This is a genomic window from Ferruginibacter sp. HRS2-29, from assembly GCF_024343615.1.
In the GTDB taxonomy this organism is placed as follows: domain Bacteria; phylum Bacteroidota; class Bacteroidia; order Chitinophagales; family Chitinophagaceae; genus Ferruginibacter.
Genome location: NZ_RJUB01000030.1, coordinates 1 through 17,129 on the forward strand (window position 1 = coordinate 1; position 17,129 = coordinate 17,129).

Consider the following 17,129-nt stretch of genomic DNA (forward strand, 5'->3'; position numbering starts at 1 on the left):
GTGAAAAATAAGTAAGTATTATGCATCCCTCCACCGCCGACCGTGCCCTCACCGACCGCATCATCAAAGTAGGCGAAATCATCAACATCGACGTAATAGACCACCTCATCATCACCGAAAAATCTCACCTCAGCTTTGCCGACCTGGGCATCATTGCCGAGTTGAAAGCCAGCGATACCTGGAGGTTGATTGAGAAGGAGGAGCTGGAGATGAGGAGGATGAAGGAGGAGGGGGCAATTAAGAATGCGAGGAAGGAGGAGAAGAAAAATGCCAAAATGGAAGTGGCGAGAAAGATGAAGGAAAAAGGAATGGCTGATGAGGTAATAAAAGAATTGACAGGGGTAAGCATTTCTGTAATAAAAAAGCTTTGCTGAAGAAGCCTGCGTAAACAGCATTAAAGTTTTTACATGATACCCAAATCGACCTTAAAGCTATTAATAAATAAACGGTTACTTGATTCCAAAGCCCTGTTGACAGGTCGAAGGTATTTTGCATGTATTTATCTGGCAGGCTATGCTTTAGAGCTGGCATTGAAATACCGGATTTGTGGAATAATGAAATTTACGAATGGGTTTCCCGAAGATGTACCTGAATTCAATACGTATTATTCAGATACCCGAAAAATATTACTGCGGTCAACGATAAGAGAAATAAGAGATATCCGACATCATAAATTACCCCTGCTTCTACGCTATTCCGGAGAACAGTTTAATGTAGAAAGTTATTTTGGAGCAGAGTGGGATGCCGTGAAATTTTGGTCTCCCGAAAGCCGATATACCAACCCGATTATCAGAAGGCAAAAAGCTGCAGAATTTCTACAAAGTACCAGAACAATTATCAATGCAATAATTTAGTAGCTTCGTATAAAATTACACATAATGGCAAAGAAAAATCAGCATGTCGTTCCTTTAGGAAATGGATGGGCAGTTAAAAGCGAAGGTGCTACCAGTGCTACCATTATAACGTCTAAACAATCGGATGCGATTTTGGTTGCCCGCGATATTGCCAGGGATAATCACGTCGAGCTTATTGTTCATGGAAGAAATGGTAGAATCAGGGAAAGGAATAGTTATGGAAATGATCCTAATCCCCCTAGAGGTTAATGTATTCTATAAAATTTACAACATGTTAAAGTCACGTGTAATTAATAATTTGTCTTCAGCAGTAAGTTATACCACTAACCTTCCGGGGGTAGATAACAGCCAGGTTATTGTATCCCGCCCCAAGCTAATTAAAGAAAATTCTTCGAAGCCAACCGTGAAAAATAAGTAAGTATTATTTATTTTTCGAAGGCACCTATCTTACCAAGCGTAGCATCAAAGCAGGCGAGATCATCAACATCGACGTAATAGACCACCTCATCATCACCGAAAAATCTCACCTCAGCTTTGCCGACCTGGGCATCATTGCCGAGTTGAAGGCAAGCGATACGTGGAGGTTGATAGAAAAGGAGGAGCTGGAGATGAGGAGGATGAAGGAGGAGGGGGCAATAAAGAATGCGAGGAAGGAGGAGAAGTTGGAGGTGGCGAGGAAAATGAAAAACAAAGGGATTGATGAAACATTGATAAAAGAAATGACAAGTCTGAAGATTTCTATTATAAATAAACTCTAATTTAATAAAATCAGATGGGACAATTATACATTCCAAGTGCCAAAAAAATACAGGGCCCATGGTTCTTAGGAATAAAAGAATTAGAGGAATTGAGTGAGATTTTTGAATTTGTTGAATCGAAGATAGATGAATCAATGAATTTGGAAATAGAAAACAAATCTCAACAAGATATTTTGGAACGACCACGAATAACTTTAGATGAAGCCAGAAAGGAAAATAGAATTAATTTTTTAAAACACTACAGTTCAAAAGTTGTATTAGTTTCTTCCGATTATAAACAATTAACAGATAAACATTTAAAAGGAGTATTAAAAGATTCTAGATTAAAAGACTTTAAACCGAAGGAATTAAGATTTGATGTTGACTATAATTTTCGAAAGCAATTTTCGTTTTCGGTGCAAAAAAGATATGATGGAGAAATAAGTTACAATGTAAAATGCTTTGATGAAAATTGTGAAGAAGAGATTAAGTATAAAATAGAAAATTGGCTGGAGGATAATAAGCCTAAGAGAATCATGCAACTTTGGTCTCAGTTCCATGAGATAATTGGTGTAATAAGTTTTATTGTTATAATGTCAGCTTCTGCATCAATAGTAAGTTATGAATTACCAGATTTTAAAACAGGTTATCGAAGTGAAATTAATAAAATATTAGAAGAGGGTATTGACAAAGATAACCAAGCAAAAGCTACTGAGTTATTATTGAAATATACAACAGATTATAAACCTTCCAATGTAAAAGAAATAAAAAAAGTAAATTACTTTCAGTTAAAAGTTTTAGTAATATCATTATTCACATTTCTGATATCAATTTTTAGTCCTAAAACCATAATTGGTATTGGGCGACATAGACAGCTATTAAAAATTTACATTTTCTACAGTAGAATTGTAATTATTACTTTACCAAGTATTTTTATAATTCCTCCAATTATCGATTGGATAAAAAACCTGCTTATTAATTAAGTTTGTTCTATTTAGTCTTTTTTTGCTATGTATAATTCTGCAGAATCGCATTTTAAAATTCAATTATAGTTTTCCGTTTTTCCCTTCTATTTAATTTCTTACCTTGCCATTATATTATATATTTTTACTCTGCAAAAACGTACATTATGGGAAAGTTTGTAATAAAAAAAGGAACTAATAGCCAATATTATTTCAGTCTTAAAGCTGAAAATGGACAAAAGATTTTGTCCAGCGAAGGATATACTACTAAGTCGGCTTGCGAAGGTGGAATCGAATCTGTAAAAGCAAATGCAAAAGATGATAGTAAATATGAAAAAAAGTCATCTTCAAATGGTAAATATTATTTTAATCTCAAAGCTTCTAATGGTCAGATAATTGGAACAAGTGAGATGTATGAAACTTCAGCAGGAAGAGATAATGGTATTGAGTCAGTAAAGTCTAACGCCGCTGGAGCAAATGTCATTGAAGAATAAAATTTTTACTGGGCTGAGGTGAGGCATACTGCTTCTTCTCAGCCTGTTAATATTATTATTAATCGTCTTCAATTTCGGTTCGTTTCCAATATTCGTTATAAGATTTAATTTCTCCAATAAGTTTTTCTTCTGCATCTTTTAACTCTTGATTTGTTTCAACACCTACTGAACCCAACGCTTTAGTTATACTGTCAGTCAATCCTTTAATAAGATGTCCTGTATTTTTATGAAAGTCTTTTTTTAAAAAACTTAAATTGTCATTATAAGTATTATCTCTGCCAACTATAATAATATCTTCTTTAACATTAGCAATTACTAATTCCCAATTTATCTCATCACCAATAGAATATTTATCTGATGTCGGAGGATTTCCAATTAGCTTTCTATTATTTGCTTTCTGGATAATATCCTCGGTAGTTCTATATATTTTATCATTTTTGAGAGATTCATCAACAAATTCTTTGAAGAATGAAGCAACAGGATCTTTTGATGGGTCTTCAAGATTTTCATTTAATTTATTAATCAAGGTAGTTCTCTTAACCTTATACTGTTTTTGTAATTCAATTAAATCTTTAAATTCAGATAAATCTTGTAAATATGAACTTGAAAAATTCTCAATTCTAGATTCCGCCTCAAAATTTTGCCTCACTTTTTTAATTACTCCTTCTCTGCTTCTCTCAAATTCAAAAATTATTTGATCAGTTAAAATAATTTTATCAAAATGATTTACTAGTTCTTTAAATAGTTTTAATGTTTCGTTATTAGAACGATAAAAGTCAAGGTAGATATTTGTGTCAATTAATATTTTCATTTTATATAGATTTATCTCTTCTAGTGCAAGTGCAACAAGGCTGCCTCACCTCTCCAACCTCCACCCCCCAACCACCAACCCCTTCTCCTCAACCTTCACCGCATACACTTCACTCTTATTTACATACCCATCGGCCATTCCTTTGGCATCGCTTTCCGGGCGTTCATCGCCGCCGATGATCTGGCAGCGGGTATGAGCGTCGTTGGAAGAAAAGCGGATAGAGGAATCGCCCGCCGGTTCCCAGTGAAAAGTGATGTATACATTACAAAGCCCTTTGCCGGCGCGCCGGGATATGTTGATGCTTCCTGTGCTGTCGGCATTGAAGGTCCAGCTGATCTTTTTGCCATCGGAGGGCTGGTTCCAGTAGCCGGATATTTTTTCGGTAAGGGTTTGGGCGTTGGCCGTGCAGGCAAAGCCGATGATCAGGGAGGGGGAAAGGGCAATCGATTTCATGTTGGCAGGGTTTGTTGGGCGCTAGATACTAATAAATATAAGAATGTTTTTTATAATATCTAGGCCGTTATATAAGTACTTTAGTTTTTATCGCTTACCATTACTGTCAGCCTGAGCTTAGTTTATCCTGAGCTTGCCGAAGGGTCGAAGGCGGGATGGGGAGTTGGCAACTCCGCCTTCGACAAGCTCAGGCTGACATTGAGGAAATATTCGGGCTGACATTGAGGAAGTATTCAGGCTGACATTGGGGAAATATTCAGGCTGACAGTAAAAATATTCCCCTTACGGTTTCCCGTCTTCCCGGCACCCGCTGTTTTCTTACCTTGTTGTCCTATAATTCATTTTCAAACAAATTAAATTTTACGTCATGGGAAAGTTTGTGATCAAACAAGGAACCAACAGCCAATACTATTTCAGCCTGAAAGCCGATAACGGGCAAACTATTTTATCCAGCGAAGGTTATGTCAGCAAATCGGGCTGCGAAGCGGGGATCAGTTCTGTAAAGGCAAATGCAAAAACCGATAACAACTACGAAAAGAAAACCTCTTCCAACTCAAAGTATTATTTCAACCTCAAAGCCGCCAACGGGCAGGTAATAGGTACGAGTGAAATGTATGAGACATCGGCAGGCAGGGATAACGGTATTGAATCGGTAAAATCGAATGCGCCGGGAGCGAGTGTAGTAGAGGAGTAAAAGCTACTGGTAAAAATGGAGAAGTGAAGTTTTGCGACTTCACTTTTTTTGTGGTAATGCTTTCGGTTACTTTGTGACAATTTATTTTGTGACAATACAAAATGTCACCAATTAAACTGTCACAAAAAATCATCGTCCATAAAAAAAACGACGGTGAACTTTTTAAAACAAATACGGCAACAACACCACATCAGCCAGGAGGGGCTTGCCGCTATGCTCAATGTATCGCGTAGTTATATTGCTATGGTAGAAGCCGGGCAGAGAGACCTCCCCGCCGCAGCCCTCACCAAACTATCTCACCTGCAACGCAACGATAAAGCGGCTCTCGCCATCGCCCGCCAGCCACTCGCCAAAGTACCGATGGCCAAAATAACTACTGCGCAAAATGATGCGCTTCATAAAATATTGTCCGCCCGGTTGGTTAAACTCCGTCATCAGCAATGGATACTGCAACAAAAACTTTCCAAAGCCGAAGCGCTTCACCACAAAGCGATGGATACATTGCTGCAGGTATCGGCACAGCATACGGTTCGCAGCCTGAAGCCCGCCGCACACATCGAGCAGGTGTGGCTGCGGGGCATGGAAGCAACTGCAAAGCTGGAACTGAATCGCATGCCGCTGCACCAATTGGAACTACTGAAGATAAAACTGGAAGTCCTGGAAGCGGAGATAAGGGTTGTGGAGGGGAGGATCGTCCCGACTGCCGAAAAATAACATGAAATGCTGGTGTTTTTCACATGGCTGATTGCTATATGCAACAAAAAAAGAAGTAAATTTGGGTACTAAAATTTGTGCCATGAAAGAAGAAATTGTAACGGTAGGGGACTACAGTTTTAGAATATATGTAGACCCCAACATGCGTGACTGGAGTAAGCATCCATACTTCATAAAAAAGTTCGAAGAATTTGATGCCTTTATGAAAAAAATCCCGATATGCATAAGGGGATAGAGAAAGGCTCGAAATAATTTTTACATACAAAATAATTGAACCCACATGTAATGATGTGGGTTTTGTGTTTAAAAACAAACGGTTTCGCTGCATACTTTGTATGCCGCTAATATTTCATTAGCTTTACAACATGTATACCGGCACCAAACCAATATTGGCCAAAAGGATTTTCTGGGATGTGGATTTTCATCAACTCGATTATGCAACTAATGCATCCTTTATTATAGAAAGGGTTTTTGAATGGGGCGATGTGCAGGATATCCGAAATTGCCGACGGTTTTATGGTGATGAAAAAATATCCAACGTTTTATTAAGGGCCAAATCGTTGCCACTGCAAACGGCCTATCTTGCAGCAGCTGTTATAAACCGCCCTCTAACCGATTTTACATGCTACAAAAAAATACAGTCGAACCCTCAACATTCGCATTATTAGAAGAGCTGATGAATTGTTCTGAACTGAACAATTTCTTATTAGTGGGGGGTACTGCTCTTTCCCTACATTACGGGCACCGGCTTTCAATAGATCTCGATCTTTTTACTACCGATGAATTTGATCATGAAGAATTAATATCTTTTTTGAGTACCCGCTTCGAAGGCTTTCAGCTTTTAAGCAACAATAAAATAGGAGTCTTCGGGTTTATCAACGATATAAAAGTTGATTTTGTATTACACGGCTTTCCCTTACTAAATAGTCCTGAAAATATCGAAGGTGTTCGCATTGCAAGCATACCTGATATCGCGGCTATGAAAGTAAATGCAGTATTAAAAAGGGCAGTGAAAAAAGATTTTTGGGATATATCCGAATTGCTTCAACATTATTCCATAGAAGACATCATAGGATTTTATCAAACAAAATTTCCAAGCCAGCAATTAATGATCTCTATACCGGCCGCACTTACTTATTTTGATGATGCTGAAGAAAGTCCTGACCCTGTAAGCCTGAAAGGCCAAACCTGGGTTTCCGTAAAGCAGATCATCCAGCAAAAAGTAAGAGAGTTCCTCGCCTGATTTTTTTCTCCCGTATATCATCGCAGATACATTCTGCAAACCGTCCTATAATTCTTCCCGTCTTCCCGGCGCTAACCCTAAACATTTGTTAAACGAAAATCCCCCGTATGCACTTTTTGATGTTGCACCATCATACAGGTGTAAACAGTTTTTTTTAAACAATTAAATTTTAAGATCATGAACTACAATTCTACTCTGTTGACAACCGTTGCAGATTGCGACACCTTGTTGACCATGGCCAACAAGGAAAAAGCGGTACTCGAATTCCGCAAAACTTCCCTCACCATGCAGCTCGAAAACCGGACAGGCTCCGCATTTGAAGTGCAAGCCGAACTGGCCAGTGTAAATGCACAGATCGCTTTTTACTCTTCCAACATCCCAGGAATGCCCGAAGGCGCTGAAAAAGAAAAATTCAAAGCAAGCCTTGCAAAGTATGAGTACAGGAAAGTGCTGCTCACACAACGCAATGCCAACTATGGCGCCATCTCGCAGCTCGACAGCGAGCACGACATCGGCAAGATCGAAAAACAACTGGAAGAAAACGCTACGTTCATTGCAGTAATAACAGTGCGTAAGAATGAGTTGTAAAAACGATGGTCTCCCGATTCAGATATAACCCTGGTGATGAAAATTGCCGGGGTTATTTTTTTTCGCAGATGATTGCAGAAGCCCGAGGCTGTCTAAACATCTCTCCTGTCAGCCTGAATCTCTCCTCCTGTCAACCTAAATCTCTTCTCCTGTCAGCCTGAGCTTGTCGAAGGCGGAGTTAGCAGAACGTAATTCGCCTTCGACAAGCTCAGGCTGACAGACAGGAATGATCGTGTTGAAGGCGGGGTTAGCAGAACGTAATTCGCCTTCGACAAGCTCAGGCTGACAGACAGGAATGATCGTGTTGAAGGCGGAGTTAGCAGAACGTAATTCGCCTTCGACCCTTCGGCAAGCTCAGGATAAACTAAGCTCAGGCTGACAGACAGGAATGATCGTGTTGAAGGCGGGGTTAGCAGAACGTAATTCGCCTTCGACCCTTCGGCAAGCTCAGGATACACTAAGCTCAGGCTGACAGAGGATATAAGTTTGGTCAAACGGATACTTTATACCCCTTTTTGTCCTCGTGTCTTTGTGCCTGCCCCGCCGAATAGCTTGGGGTTCAGCCCACCATAAATACCTTTCAGTGGGTATAGCCACGACAACGCTTTCTGCTAGTTTTGAAAAAAAACTAAAAATGAAAAAACTCCTGCTGATCGCACTGGTGATGACTAACGTACACGCTTACTCGCAAAAAAATATACCGGTGCTCATCAAGGCCGACTTTGGCCCGAGCAATGTAAAATATGAAAAGGGCAGGGGCGATGCCGGTTTTCTCTTTGGTATCGGGCTGGAAACCTATCTTCCGCTGGTAGGCACTAAGGATGGTTCGTATATAGTTTTGAACCCCGGCGTATCTTTTCAGAAAACAGGTTATGAGCCAGGCGTGGGGCAGAAGGTGAAAGTGAATTATATCAACGTGGCGGCGCCGGTACTTTTTAAATTTGGTCCGGGGCTGGGGTCCGAATCACCGGCGGGAATAATAGGTGTTGGTCCATTTGTGGCCTACGCCATGTCGGGCAAATTTAATTTACTTGGCCAGGACGACCGCAAGATGAGCTTTGGCAATGGCCTCGATGATAACCGGAAGGCGTATGACGCGGGGCTGGTGCTAAAGGCCGGCTACCAGATAAAGAGGGTGGCGCTTACGATCCAGAAAAATATCGGTTTTGTAAATCTTATTCCCAAAGAACGCATCGCCAATGGCAGCAGCATCAGGAGCCGCAATTTCATGTTTTCGCTGGCCTATGCATTGAATACAAAGGTTAAATAGGGTTTCCCACAGGTTACGGGGATGCATACACGCAGGTTTGCGCAGACATAAGTGCTGCGTGGAGCTGCGTTTCTTTTACCTGCAAAAATCTGCAGTTTTTTTTTGCCGGGAAGACGGGAAGAAATAAATAGCTTTTTCTTCCCGTCTTTCCGGCAAAAACTTTTCTCCTATATTTGTCGCACAAAAATAAACCCTGCCAATACTAACCACATGAAGCTATTCTCTTCCCTGTTACTGATCCTTTTATTTTTTTGCGGATGCAAATCGGGCACCACCGAAACCAGCCTGCTCGGCACCTGGCGGCTCTACGGCATTGAAGGCTCCGACAGCCGGAATAAAAACGGCGATTCATTTGAAAAAGAAGCGGCGCTGAATAAAATAGTGAAGGATGGTGCCATCATCAGTTTTTTTGAAGACAATAGCTACACCGATCTGCGAGGCGAAAAAATATACAAGGGGGGCAAATATAAATTCTCCAAAAGTGATAACACGATCGCCTTCATCGATTCGGGTGAAACAACAGAACCGGTAGATATTACGCTCGACAAAAATGCAGAAGGCAAGTTGCAGCTCATCATTGCTGTGAAGAGCCAGCAGCTCAACCTTAAATTTTTGAAAGAAGCGAAGCCGATGGAAGATTTCAAAAGCGATCCTTTTTACCCGGCCAACAATACGTGGCGTATAAAGCCTGCAAAGGCGGAAACCAAGCAGGCGATCACCAGCCGGATGAAGAACTATATCAAGCACATGGCACTGATCATGAAAGCGGCCAAAGAACGAAAAGTGGATGTGGTGATGTTCGGCTTTTCGATGGGGCCTGTGAAGATATACGATGGCGGTATTGGCATTCACCCGTATGCCATTGTTCCCGACCGCTGGAAAAGAGCTTTTTACGATGACGTGGATGCTTACACAGCTTACCTGTTGTTTGAAAATTATTTGACAAAGAGCCGGTACCGTGGCGCCAGCACCGGCTGGTGGATAGAAGATGATTACAATATTTTACTGTCCATCTATGAAGGGCTTGGAAAAGATAACGAATAAATTTTCCCGCAGATAAAGCGGCTGGATACAGGCATATCTTATCTCCGCGATCATCTGCGTGTTTTTTATCTGCGAAAATTTGCGGGAAACCTTTCGCCATTATCAATGTTGGTCATGATCAACACTGCTATCTTTTATCGGGGAAAGCGATGGAATAATACCCTCAGCCATCATCGTGGACTTCTTTAAAAAGTGCTCGTCCATAGGTTCATAAATTACCGGGAATACCTGTTGGTGGGAGGAATATCTGCGGCGGACTGCCTTTATTGATACAGGATTGGCTGCAGGAAAATTTTCGTAAATTTACCCGTGAATTCCCCTCAACGCATCATCGCCCATTTCGACCTCGATTCGTTCTTCGTATCGGTGGAGATCATCAACAATCCGTCGCTCAAGGGGCTGCCGGTGATCGTTGGCGGGCAGGAGCGTGGGGTAGTGAGCACCTGCAATTATGAAGCACGGAAATTTGGCGTGCATTCGGCCATGCCCTCCTCAAAGGCACGGCAGCTTTGCCCGCAGGGCATCTTCCTGAAAGGCAATTATGCGGAATACAGTAAATACTCGAAATGGGTAACGGATATCATCGCTTCGGAAGCGCCGTTGTTTGAAAAAGCATCCGTGGATGAATTTTACATCGACCTTACAGGTATGGATAAATTTTTCAAGCCGCTGCAATGGACGATCAATCTCCGCGAACGCATCACGAAGGAAACTGGCTTGCCTATTTCTTTCGGCCTGGCGTCTAACAAGATGATGGCCAAGATGGCGACGAACCAGGCAAAGCCGAATGGTTACCTGCAGATCCCTTTTGGAAAAGAAAAAGATTTCCTGTCGCCATTACCCGCATCGGAGATACCGGGAGTAGGGGCGCAGTCGAAACTGATCCTGCAGGCGATGGGCATCCACACCATCAACGATATTTATAAAGCCGGTGAAGCGGCGTTGGAAGAACGATTGGGTAAAATGGGCACCGATCTGTATTATAAGAGCCAGGGATTGCATACCGGTGAAGTGTCGCCGTATCATGAAGCAAAATCGATCTCTTCGGAGAATACTTTCCAGGAAAATATTTCGGATATAAAATTTCTGAACGCGGAACTGGTAAGGCTTACAGAGAAGATCTGTTATGAGTTGCGCAAAGACGCGAAAGTGGCGGGTTGTGTAGCGATCAAGCTGCGTTTTGCTGATTTTGAAACGATCACCAGGCAGACCACGATTCCTTATACCTGTGCCGATGACGAAGTGATACCGATGGTGAAAGCATTGTTTGACAAAACCTATAAAAAAGGAACGCCGATCAGGTTGCTGGGAGTGAAACTGAGTGAGTTGACAGAAGATGCCGTGCAGACAAGCCTTTTCAGCGATGTAGAAAAAAAGAATGACCTGTATAAGGCCATTGACAATGTGAAGGACAGGTTTGGGAAGGCATTTGTGAAAAGAGCATCATCCAATTGACAAAGGACAATTACGAATTACGAATTACGGATCGAAGCGGAGAACCAAGCGAACAAATATCGCAGATTTCAAAGGGATAAAAGGATTACGCAGATTGTTTTCACTTCGTGAAAACGAAAATGCAGTTTATAAAGAGTTGAGTTACTTTATAAACTGCATTTCTGTTTTGCGGCAGCAAAATAATCTGTGTAATCCTTTTATTCCTTTGAAATCTGTGATCAACCCTTCGCTTCGCCCACATTCGTAATTCGTAATTCGTAATTCGACATTCGTAATTATATCACGCCTATCTCCATTTCCACGCATCCATCTATCAGGTCATGTAGTGTTTTCTTTTCCAATACTTTCAGCGTAGCATCCCTGGTGATGGCCATTACTCTCCGCAATCCGCAATTCACTTCATCGCAGTCTTCGCACTTGGTATAAAAATTCAGGCTTACACAGGGAAGCATGGCTATAGGTCCGCCGATGATGCGGATGACCGCAGCGAGGTTGGTCTTTTTAGGCGCATTTGCCAGGAAATATCCGCCGCCTTTTCCCTTTTTGCTTTCGAGTACATTGTTCTGTTTCAGCAATAAAAGAATGCTTTCCAGGAACTTGATCGGGATCTTTTTCTTCTCCGCAATATCAGCGATCAGAACCGGACCTTTTCCATATTGTGCAGCAAGATAACCGAGGGCCTTGAGGCCATATTGTGTTTTTTTAGATATCATCTTTCACAAATTTATAATTTTTCTTTGATTATAAAATTTCCTGTCTTACATTTGTCTATCTGACAAGTAGACTTAATCGCAATGACACATCCATTTACCATACAGCCCCATATTACCATGTGCTTCTGTATGCATTGTTGTTGCTAGTATTTTTGATATCCCCTGAAGTACTTTTTCCTTATTAACTTTTTTAAATTGAAATGACTGAATCGAATAAAAATATTGTGTCTATACTAACCTACCAAATTGGTAGACTAAGCGTAAATGATGTCCTTCAGCGGCTTGCTGCAGATTATCCCGGGCAGGTAACATTCAGCAGCAGCTTCAGTTTCGAGGATCAGGTCATCACACATGCCATCCTGAGCCAGCAATTACCCATCAGCATTTTTACCCTAGATACCGGCCGCCTGTTTGCCGAAACATACTCCGTTTGGAGTAGTACCAACGACCGGTACAAAACGAATGTGAAAGCATTTTATCCCAACCAGGAGGCGCTGCAGCAATTTGTGGAAGCCAATGGCCCCAATGCATTTTATGCTTCGGTGGAAAACAGGAAAGCCTGCTGCCATATCCGCAAGGTAGAGCCGCTGAAAAGGGCACTTGCCGGGCAAAAGATCTGGATCACGGGGTTGCGTGCCGAACATTCGGCCGCCAGGCACGACCTGCAACAGGTAGAGTGGGACGAAGGAAACCAGGTGATCAAGTATCACCCGATCCTGCACTGGACAACTGAAGAAGTGAGTGAATTTATCAGAAAATATAATATTCCCTACAACCCCCTGCACGACCGCGGTTTTGTAAGCATCGGTTGCGCCCCATGTACAAGGGCAATAAAACCGGGCGAAGATTTCCGGGCAGGCAGATGGTGGTGGGAAGACGCGGATAAGAAAGAATGCGGGCTGCATGAGATTGCGAAATAAAAAACGCACTGACAGCCTGAGCTTGTCGAAGGCGGATCTCCCAATGATAGCCTTCGACAAGCTCAGGCTGACAACAGATTTAGATTGAACATAACTTTTGAACGATAAAAAAATATTATAGAAACTGATGAGTGATAAAAAATTAGACTATTTACAACAACTGGAATCCGAGTCGATTCATATTTTCCGCGAAGTAGCGGGACAGTTTGAAAAGCCGGCGCTGTTGTTTAGCGGAGGAAAAGATTCGATCGTATTGGTACATCTTGCCTTGAAAGCGTTTCGCCCGGGAAAGTTTCCTTTTCCGTTGGTACATATCGATACCGGCCACAACTTCCGGGAAGCACTTGATTTCAGGGATGCACTGGCAGAAAAGATCGGAGAGAAATTGATTGTGAGAAGTGTGGAAGATACAATCAAAGCAAAACACCTTACTGAACCTAAAGGAAAATTTGCGAGCCGCAATGCGCTGCAGACTTACACGTTGCTGGATACTATTGAAGAATTCAAATTTGATGTCTGCATCGGCGGGGCACGCCGCGATGAAGAAAAAGCAAGGGCAAAAGAAAGGATATTTTCTGTACGCGATGAATTCGGCCAATGGAACCCGAAGCTGCAAAGGCCTGAATTGTGGAACACCTATAATGGAAAGATCAACAAAGGGGAAAATGTTCGGGCATTTCCCATCAGCAACTGGACGGAGCTGGATATCTGGAATTACATCCGCCGCGAAAAGATAGAACTGCCGTCTATTTATTTTGCCCACGACCGGGAAGTACTGGAGCATGAAGGGCAACTGGTGGCCATTTCAAAATTCATCACGCTGGAAGAAGGAGATCAGGTATCGGTAAAAAAAGTACGCTATCGCACGGTGGGTGACATGACCTGCACGGCTGCTGTGCAATCCAATGCCTCCACGATCGACGACATCATTACCGAGATCATCGCTACCAAAACCAGCGAACGCGGGGAAACGAGGATCGATGATAAAGTGAGTGAAGCAGCGATGGAAGACAGGAAGAAGAACGGATACTTTTAATAATTACGAATTAAAAATTACGAATTACGAATGGAGAACAGGTATTAAGGTTTTAGAGGTTTCTAAACTCCTAAACCTCTAAACTCCTAAACCTCTAAATTCTAAACACACAATGGATATTCTAAGATTCATCACAGCAGGCAGTGTAGACGATGGCAAAAGCACATTGATAGGCCGCTTATTATACGACAGCAAATCGATCATGATCGATCAGCTGGAAGCAATTGAAAAACAAACAAAGAACCGTAAAGACGGAGAGATAGACCTGGCGCTGCTTACAGATGGTTTGCGTGCCGAAAGGGAACAGGGTATCACTATTGATGTAGCATATAAATATTTTTCTACACCCAAACGTAAGTTCATCATCGCGGATGCGCCGGGGCATATTCAGTACACCCGCAATATGGTGACGGGTGCTTCAAATTCGGACCTGGCCATCATCCTGGTAGATGCAAGAAACGGGGTTGCGGAGCAAACACGCAGGCATTCGATCATCGCATCGTTGCTCAATATTCCGCATGTAATTGTAGCGATCAACAAGATGGACCTGGTAGATAATTCTGCAGATGTTTATAACAATATCGTGATAGAATACGCGGCTTTTGCAAAAAAACTTGGCTTGAAGGATGTTAAATACATTCCTATAAGCGCACTCAATGGCGACAACATCGTAGAGAAAAGCGACAGCTATCCGTGGTATGAAGGCGGATCTTTACTGAGCATTTTGGAAACTGTGGAAGTATCGAATGATATCAACCTGGAAGATGCACGATTTCCGGTGCAATATGTTATTCGTCCACAGACTGATGAACTGCACGACTACCGCGGCTACGCCGGAAAAGTATTGAGCGGGATTTATAAAAAAGGAGATGCTGTTACCGTTTTGCCATCCGGCATACAAAGTAAAATAAAAGCGATCGAGATCGGTGGTGAAGAAATTGAAGAAGCGTTTGCCCCGCAGAGTGTGGTGTTGCACCTGGAAGATGATATCGATATCAGCCGTGGTGATACGATCGTTCAAACCAATAACCAGCCTTCGGTGGAAAATGAACTGGAAGTGTTGCTTTGCTGGATGGATGGAAAACCATTGATACCGGGAAATAAATATTTACTGCAGCACAACAGCAAACTCGTAAGGGCAATCGTGAAAGAAGTGGAATATAAACTGGATGTAAACTCTTTGGAACAGGAACAGGCGCCGGAAAAAGTTTCGCTGAACGATATCGTGAAAGCAACGATCAAAACGGCTTCTCCTGTTGTATTTGATTTTTACAGAAAATTACGTACAACCGGTGGCGCCATCCTGATCGATGAAACCAGCAATGTAACGGTAGGAGCATGTATGATAGTGAATAGTGAATGGTGAATGGTGAATAGTGAATGGAGAGACCTTCGATGTTTAACAGGTCTCTAAACTTCTAAACTTCTAAACTTAAAAAACTCGTACTCATAAAATTAAAGCATCATGTCAGATCAGCATTTCATTCAGCAGTTGTTCATTAAGAACAGAAAAAGCTTCAATCATTTTCCGGACAAGGAACTGGCAGAAAGTTTCATTGATGACCTGTTCAATTTTTTGTTTACTTCTTACTCCGGTAAATATGAGACGGAAGAAAAGCTGGCGATACAATACCAGGAAATCAAAAATACTTTTTCCGCTTTGTTGTTTGAATTGATCAAAGATGAGCAAACGGTGAAACAGCATACCGACCAGCTTTTTTACGAACTCCCGGAAATTTACGAATCGTTGCTGCTTGATGCGGAAGCCGTGCTGGAGTTTGATCCTGCGGCGCTTTCGATAGAAGAAGTGCTGGTGGCATATCCCGGGTTTTATGCGATAGCCATTTACCGCATCGCTCATCAATTGCATTTGCAAAAGATAAAGATTCTGCCTCGTCTGCTGAGTGAATATGCGCATGGCAAAACGGGCATCGATATTCATCCCGGTGCCACCATCGGCAAATCTTTCTTCATCGATCATGGTACTGGAATCGTTATCGGGGAAACCACCATCATCGGCAATGAGGTGAAATTATACCAGGGCGTAACCCTGGGGGCGTTGAACGTGGCAAAAGAAAATGCCAGTACCAAGCGCCACCCGACCATCGAAGACGGAGTGATCATTTATTCAGGTGCAACTATCCTTGGCGGTAATACCAACATCGGGCGTAAAAGCGTGATCGGCGGAAACGTATGGCTGACCTACAGTGTGCCGGATCATTCGATCGTATATCACAAGAGTGAAATAAAAGTACGGGACAATAATCCATTGCCAGAGGCATTGAATTTTGTGATATAAATTTTCTTTTAACAACTACCAAAATAATAAATATGAAAGCGAATACCATTTTAGAAACAATCGGAAATACCCCGCACCTGAGGCTTAACAGGCTTTTTGGAAACGATCATGAAGTGTGGGTGAAACTCGAAAAAAATAATCCCGGGGCAAGCATTAAAGACAGGATCGCGTTGGCGATGATCGAAGATGCTGAAGCGAAAGGATTGTTGAATAAAGATAGCGTGATCATTGAACCTACAAGTGGCAATACCGGTATCGGGTTGGCACTGGTAGCTGCGGTTAAAGGGTACAAACTGATCCTGGTGATGCCGGAAAGCATGAGTGTGGAAAGAAGAAAGATCATGTCTGCCTATGGCGCAGAGTTTGTATTGACGCCCCGCGAAAAAGGAATGAAAGGGGCCATAGCAGCGGCTGTAGAGCTTGCCGAATCTACGCCTGGCGCATGGATACCACAGCAGTTCGACAATAAAGCAAATGTGGAGATCCATAAAAAAACAACTGCACAGGAGATACTGAACGACTTTCCGGAAGGCCTGGATTATATGATCACCGGTGTGGGAACCGGCGGCCATATCACCGGCGTTGCCGAAATATTGAAAGCGAAATTTCCAAACCTGAAAGTGTTTGCAGTAGAGCCGGAACTGTCGCCGGTATTGAGTGGTGGCGCTCCATCGCCGCATCCGCTACAGGGAATCGGGGCAGGATTTGTTCCATCGATCTTAAATACCGGTGCATTGGATGGTATCATCCAGGTGGGGAAAGATGAATCATATGCATTTGCACAGCGAGCTGCAAAAGAGGAAGGATTGTTTGTGGGAGTGTCCTCCGGTGCCTCCCTGGCC

Annotated in this window: 22 protein-coding genes and 1 pseudogene; 20 read left to right on the plus strand and 3 right to left on the minus strand. The window is 42.4% G+C overall.

What is annotated here, in order from left to right; genetic code table 11:
- Nucleotides 1-20: 20 nt before the first annotated feature.
- From EGI32_RS09605 to EGI32_RS09630, 7 genes and pseudogenes are all read left to right on the plus strand, one after another.
- Nucleotides 21-374, plus strand: coding sequence for a JAB domain-containing protein (locus tag EGI32_RS09605; protein ID WP_255155179.1), 354 nt, complete (start codon nt 21-23; stop codon nt 372-374).
- 33 nt (nt 375-407) lie between these two features.
- Nucleotides 408-854 carry a hypothetical protein gene (locus EGI32_RS09610; RefSeq protein ID WP_255154939.1) on the plus strand — a complete coding sequence of 149 codons (447 nt, stop codon included), beginning with the start codon at nt 408-410 and terminating at the stop codon, nt 852-854.
- A gap of 24 nt (nt 855-878) precedes the next feature.
- The gene (locus tag EGI32_RS09615) at nt 879-1,103 is read left to right on the plus strand and encodes a DUF2188 domain-containing protein (RefSeq protein WP_255154940.1); all 225 of its coding nucleotides are present in this window, start codon (nt 879-881) and stop codon (nt 1,101-1,103) included.
- A gap of 161 nt (nt 1,104-1,264) precedes the next feature.
- Nucleotides 1,265-1,390, plus strand: a pseudogene (locus EGI32_RS21330) (JAB domain-containing protein); the annotation flags it as partial.
- 24 nt (nt 1,391-1,414) lie between these two features.
- On the plus strand, nt 1,415-1,612 hold the full coding sequence (locus EGI32_RS09620) for a hypothetical protein (protein ID WP_255155180.1): 198 nt from the start codon (nt 1,415-1,417) through the stop codon (nt 1,610-1,612).
- 14 nt (nt 1,613-1,626) lie between these two features.
- On the plus strand, nt 1,627-2,574 hold the full coding sequence (locus EGI32_RS09625) for a hypothetical protein (protein ID WP_255155181.1): 948 nt from the start codon (nt 1,627-1,629) through the stop codon (nt 2,572-2,574).
- A 146-nt stretch (nt 2,575-2,720) separates the two neighbouring features.
- Nucleotides 2,721-3,047, plus strand: coding sequence for a YegP family protein (locus tag EGI32_RS09630; protein ID WP_255155182.1), 327 nt, complete (start codon nt 2,721-2,723; stop codon nt 3,045-3,047).
- Between the two features lie 58 nt (nt 3,048-3,105).
- Here EGI32_RS09630 and EGI32_RS09635 read toward each other — a convergent pair whose 3' ends face one another.
- Nucleotides 3,106-3,858: a PIN domain-containing protein gene (locus EGI32_RS09635; RefSeq protein ID WP_255155183.1), complete on the minus strand. Its 753-nt coding sequence runs from the start codon at nt 3,856-3,858 to the stop codon at nt 3,106-3,108.
- Between the two features lie 45 nt (nt 3,859-3,903).
- Nucleotides 3,904-4,311: a hypothetical protein gene (locus tag EGI32_RS09640; RefSeq protein WP_255155184.1), complete on the minus strand. Its 408-nt coding sequence runs from the start codon at nt 4,309-4,311 to the stop codon at nt 3,904-3,906.
- A 367-nt stretch (nt 4,312-4,678) separates the two neighbouring features.
- On the opposite strand from EGI32_RS09640, the gene EGI32_RS09645 reads away from it, so the two are divergent.
- The 8 genes from EGI32_RS09645 to dinB all read left to right on the plus strand — a co-directional run bounded on the left by EGI32_RS09645 (nt 4,679) and on the right by dinB (nt 11,319).
- On the plus strand, nt 4,679-5,005 hold the full coding sequence (locus tag EGI32_RS09645) for a YegP family protein (protein ID WP_255155185.1): 327 nt from the start codon (nt 4,679-4,681) through the stop codon (nt 5,003-5,005).
- A gap of 153 nt (nt 5,006-5,158) precedes the next feature.
- A complete protein-coding gene (locus EGI32_RS09650; RefSeq protein ID WP_255155186.1) occupies nt 5,159-5,719 on the plus strand; it encodes a helix-turn-helix transcriptional regulator in 561 nt (186 codons plus the stop codon).
- A gap of 82 nt (nt 5,720-5,801) precedes the next feature.
- Entirely contained in the window at nt 5,802-5,954 is a 153-nt protein-coding gene (locus EGI32_RS09655) for a hypothetical protein (RefSeq protein WP_255155187.1), read from the plus strand.
- A gap of 387 nt (nt 5,955-6,341) precedes the next feature.
- Entirely contained in the window at nt 6,342-6,962 is a 621-nt protein-coding gene (locus tag EGI32_RS09660) for a nucleotidyl transferase AbiEii/AbiGii toxin family protein (protein WP_255155188.1), read from the plus strand.
- 177 nt (nt 6,963-7,139) lie between these two features.
- Nucleotides 7,140-7,550, plus strand: a complete 411-nt coding sequence (locus tag EGI32_RS09665; protein ID WP_255155189.1) for a hypothetical protein — start codon at nt 7,140-7,142, stop codon at nt 7,548-7,550.
- A 634-nt stretch (nt 7,551-8,184) separates the two neighbouring features.
- Entirely contained in the window at nt 8,185-8,820 is a 636-nt protein-coding gene (locus EGI32_RS09670; protein ID WP_255155190.1) for a hypothetical protein, read from the plus strand.
- Nucleotides 8,821-9,030: 210 nt separating this feature from the next.
- Nucleotides 9,031-9,864 (plus strand): hypothetical protein, encoded by an 834-nt coding sequence (locus EGI32_RS09675; RefSeq protein ID WP_255155191.1) that lies wholly within the window; start codon nt 9,031-9,033, stop codon nt 9,862-9,864.
- A 309-nt stretch (nt 9,865-10,173) separates the two neighbouring features.
- Nucleotides 10,174-11,319, plus strand: coding sequence for a DNA polymerase IV (dinB, locus tag EGI32_RS09680; protein WP_255155192.1), 1,146 nt, complete (start codon nt 10,174-10,176; stop codon nt 11,317-11,319).
- Nucleotides 11,320-11,594: 275 nt separating this feature from the next.
- Here the strand turns inward: dinB and EGI32_RS09685 are convergent, their stop codons facing one another.
- Entirely contained in the window at nt 11,595-12,032 is a 438-nt protein-coding gene (locus EGI32_RS09685) for an Rrf2 family transcriptional regulator (protein ID WP_255155193.1), read from the minus strand.
- 224 nt (nt 12,033-12,256) lie between these two features.
- Between EGI32_RS09685 and EGI32_RS09690 the strand changes: the two genes are divergently transcribed.
- The 5 genes from EGI32_RS09690 to cysK all read left to right on the plus strand — a co-directional run.
- A complete protein-coding gene (locus tag EGI32_RS09690) occupies nt 12,257-12,952 on the plus strand; it encodes a phosphoadenylyl-sulfate reductase (RefSeq protein ID WP_255155194.1) in 696 nt (231 codons plus the stop codon).
- A 127-nt stretch (nt 12,953-13,079) separates the two neighbouring features.
- Entirely contained in the window at nt 13,080-13,988 is a 909-nt protein-coding gene (gene cysD, locus EGI32_RS09695) for a sulfate adenylyltransferase subunit CysD (protein WP_255155195.1), read from the plus strand.
- 112 nt (nt 13,989-14,100) lie between these two features.
- Nucleotides 14,101-15,354, plus strand: coding sequence for a sulfate adenylyltransferase subunit 1 (locus EGI32_RS09700; RefSeq protein ID WP_255155196.1), 1,254 nt, complete (start codon nt 14,101-14,103; stop codon nt 15,352-15,354).
- Nucleotides 15,355-15,453: 99 nt separating this feature from the next.
- On the plus strand, nt 15,454-16,287 hold the full coding sequence (epsC, locus tag EGI32_RS09705; protein WP_255155197.1) for a serine O-acetyltransferase EpsC: 834 nt from the start codon (nt 15,454-15,456) through the stop codon (nt 16,285-16,287).
- A 32-nt stretch (nt 16,288-16,319) separates the two neighbouring features.
- On the plus strand, nt 16,320-17,129 hold an 810-nt coding region (gene cysK / locus EGI32_RS09710; RefSeq protein WP_255155198.1), incomplete at its 3' end, for a cysteine synthase A.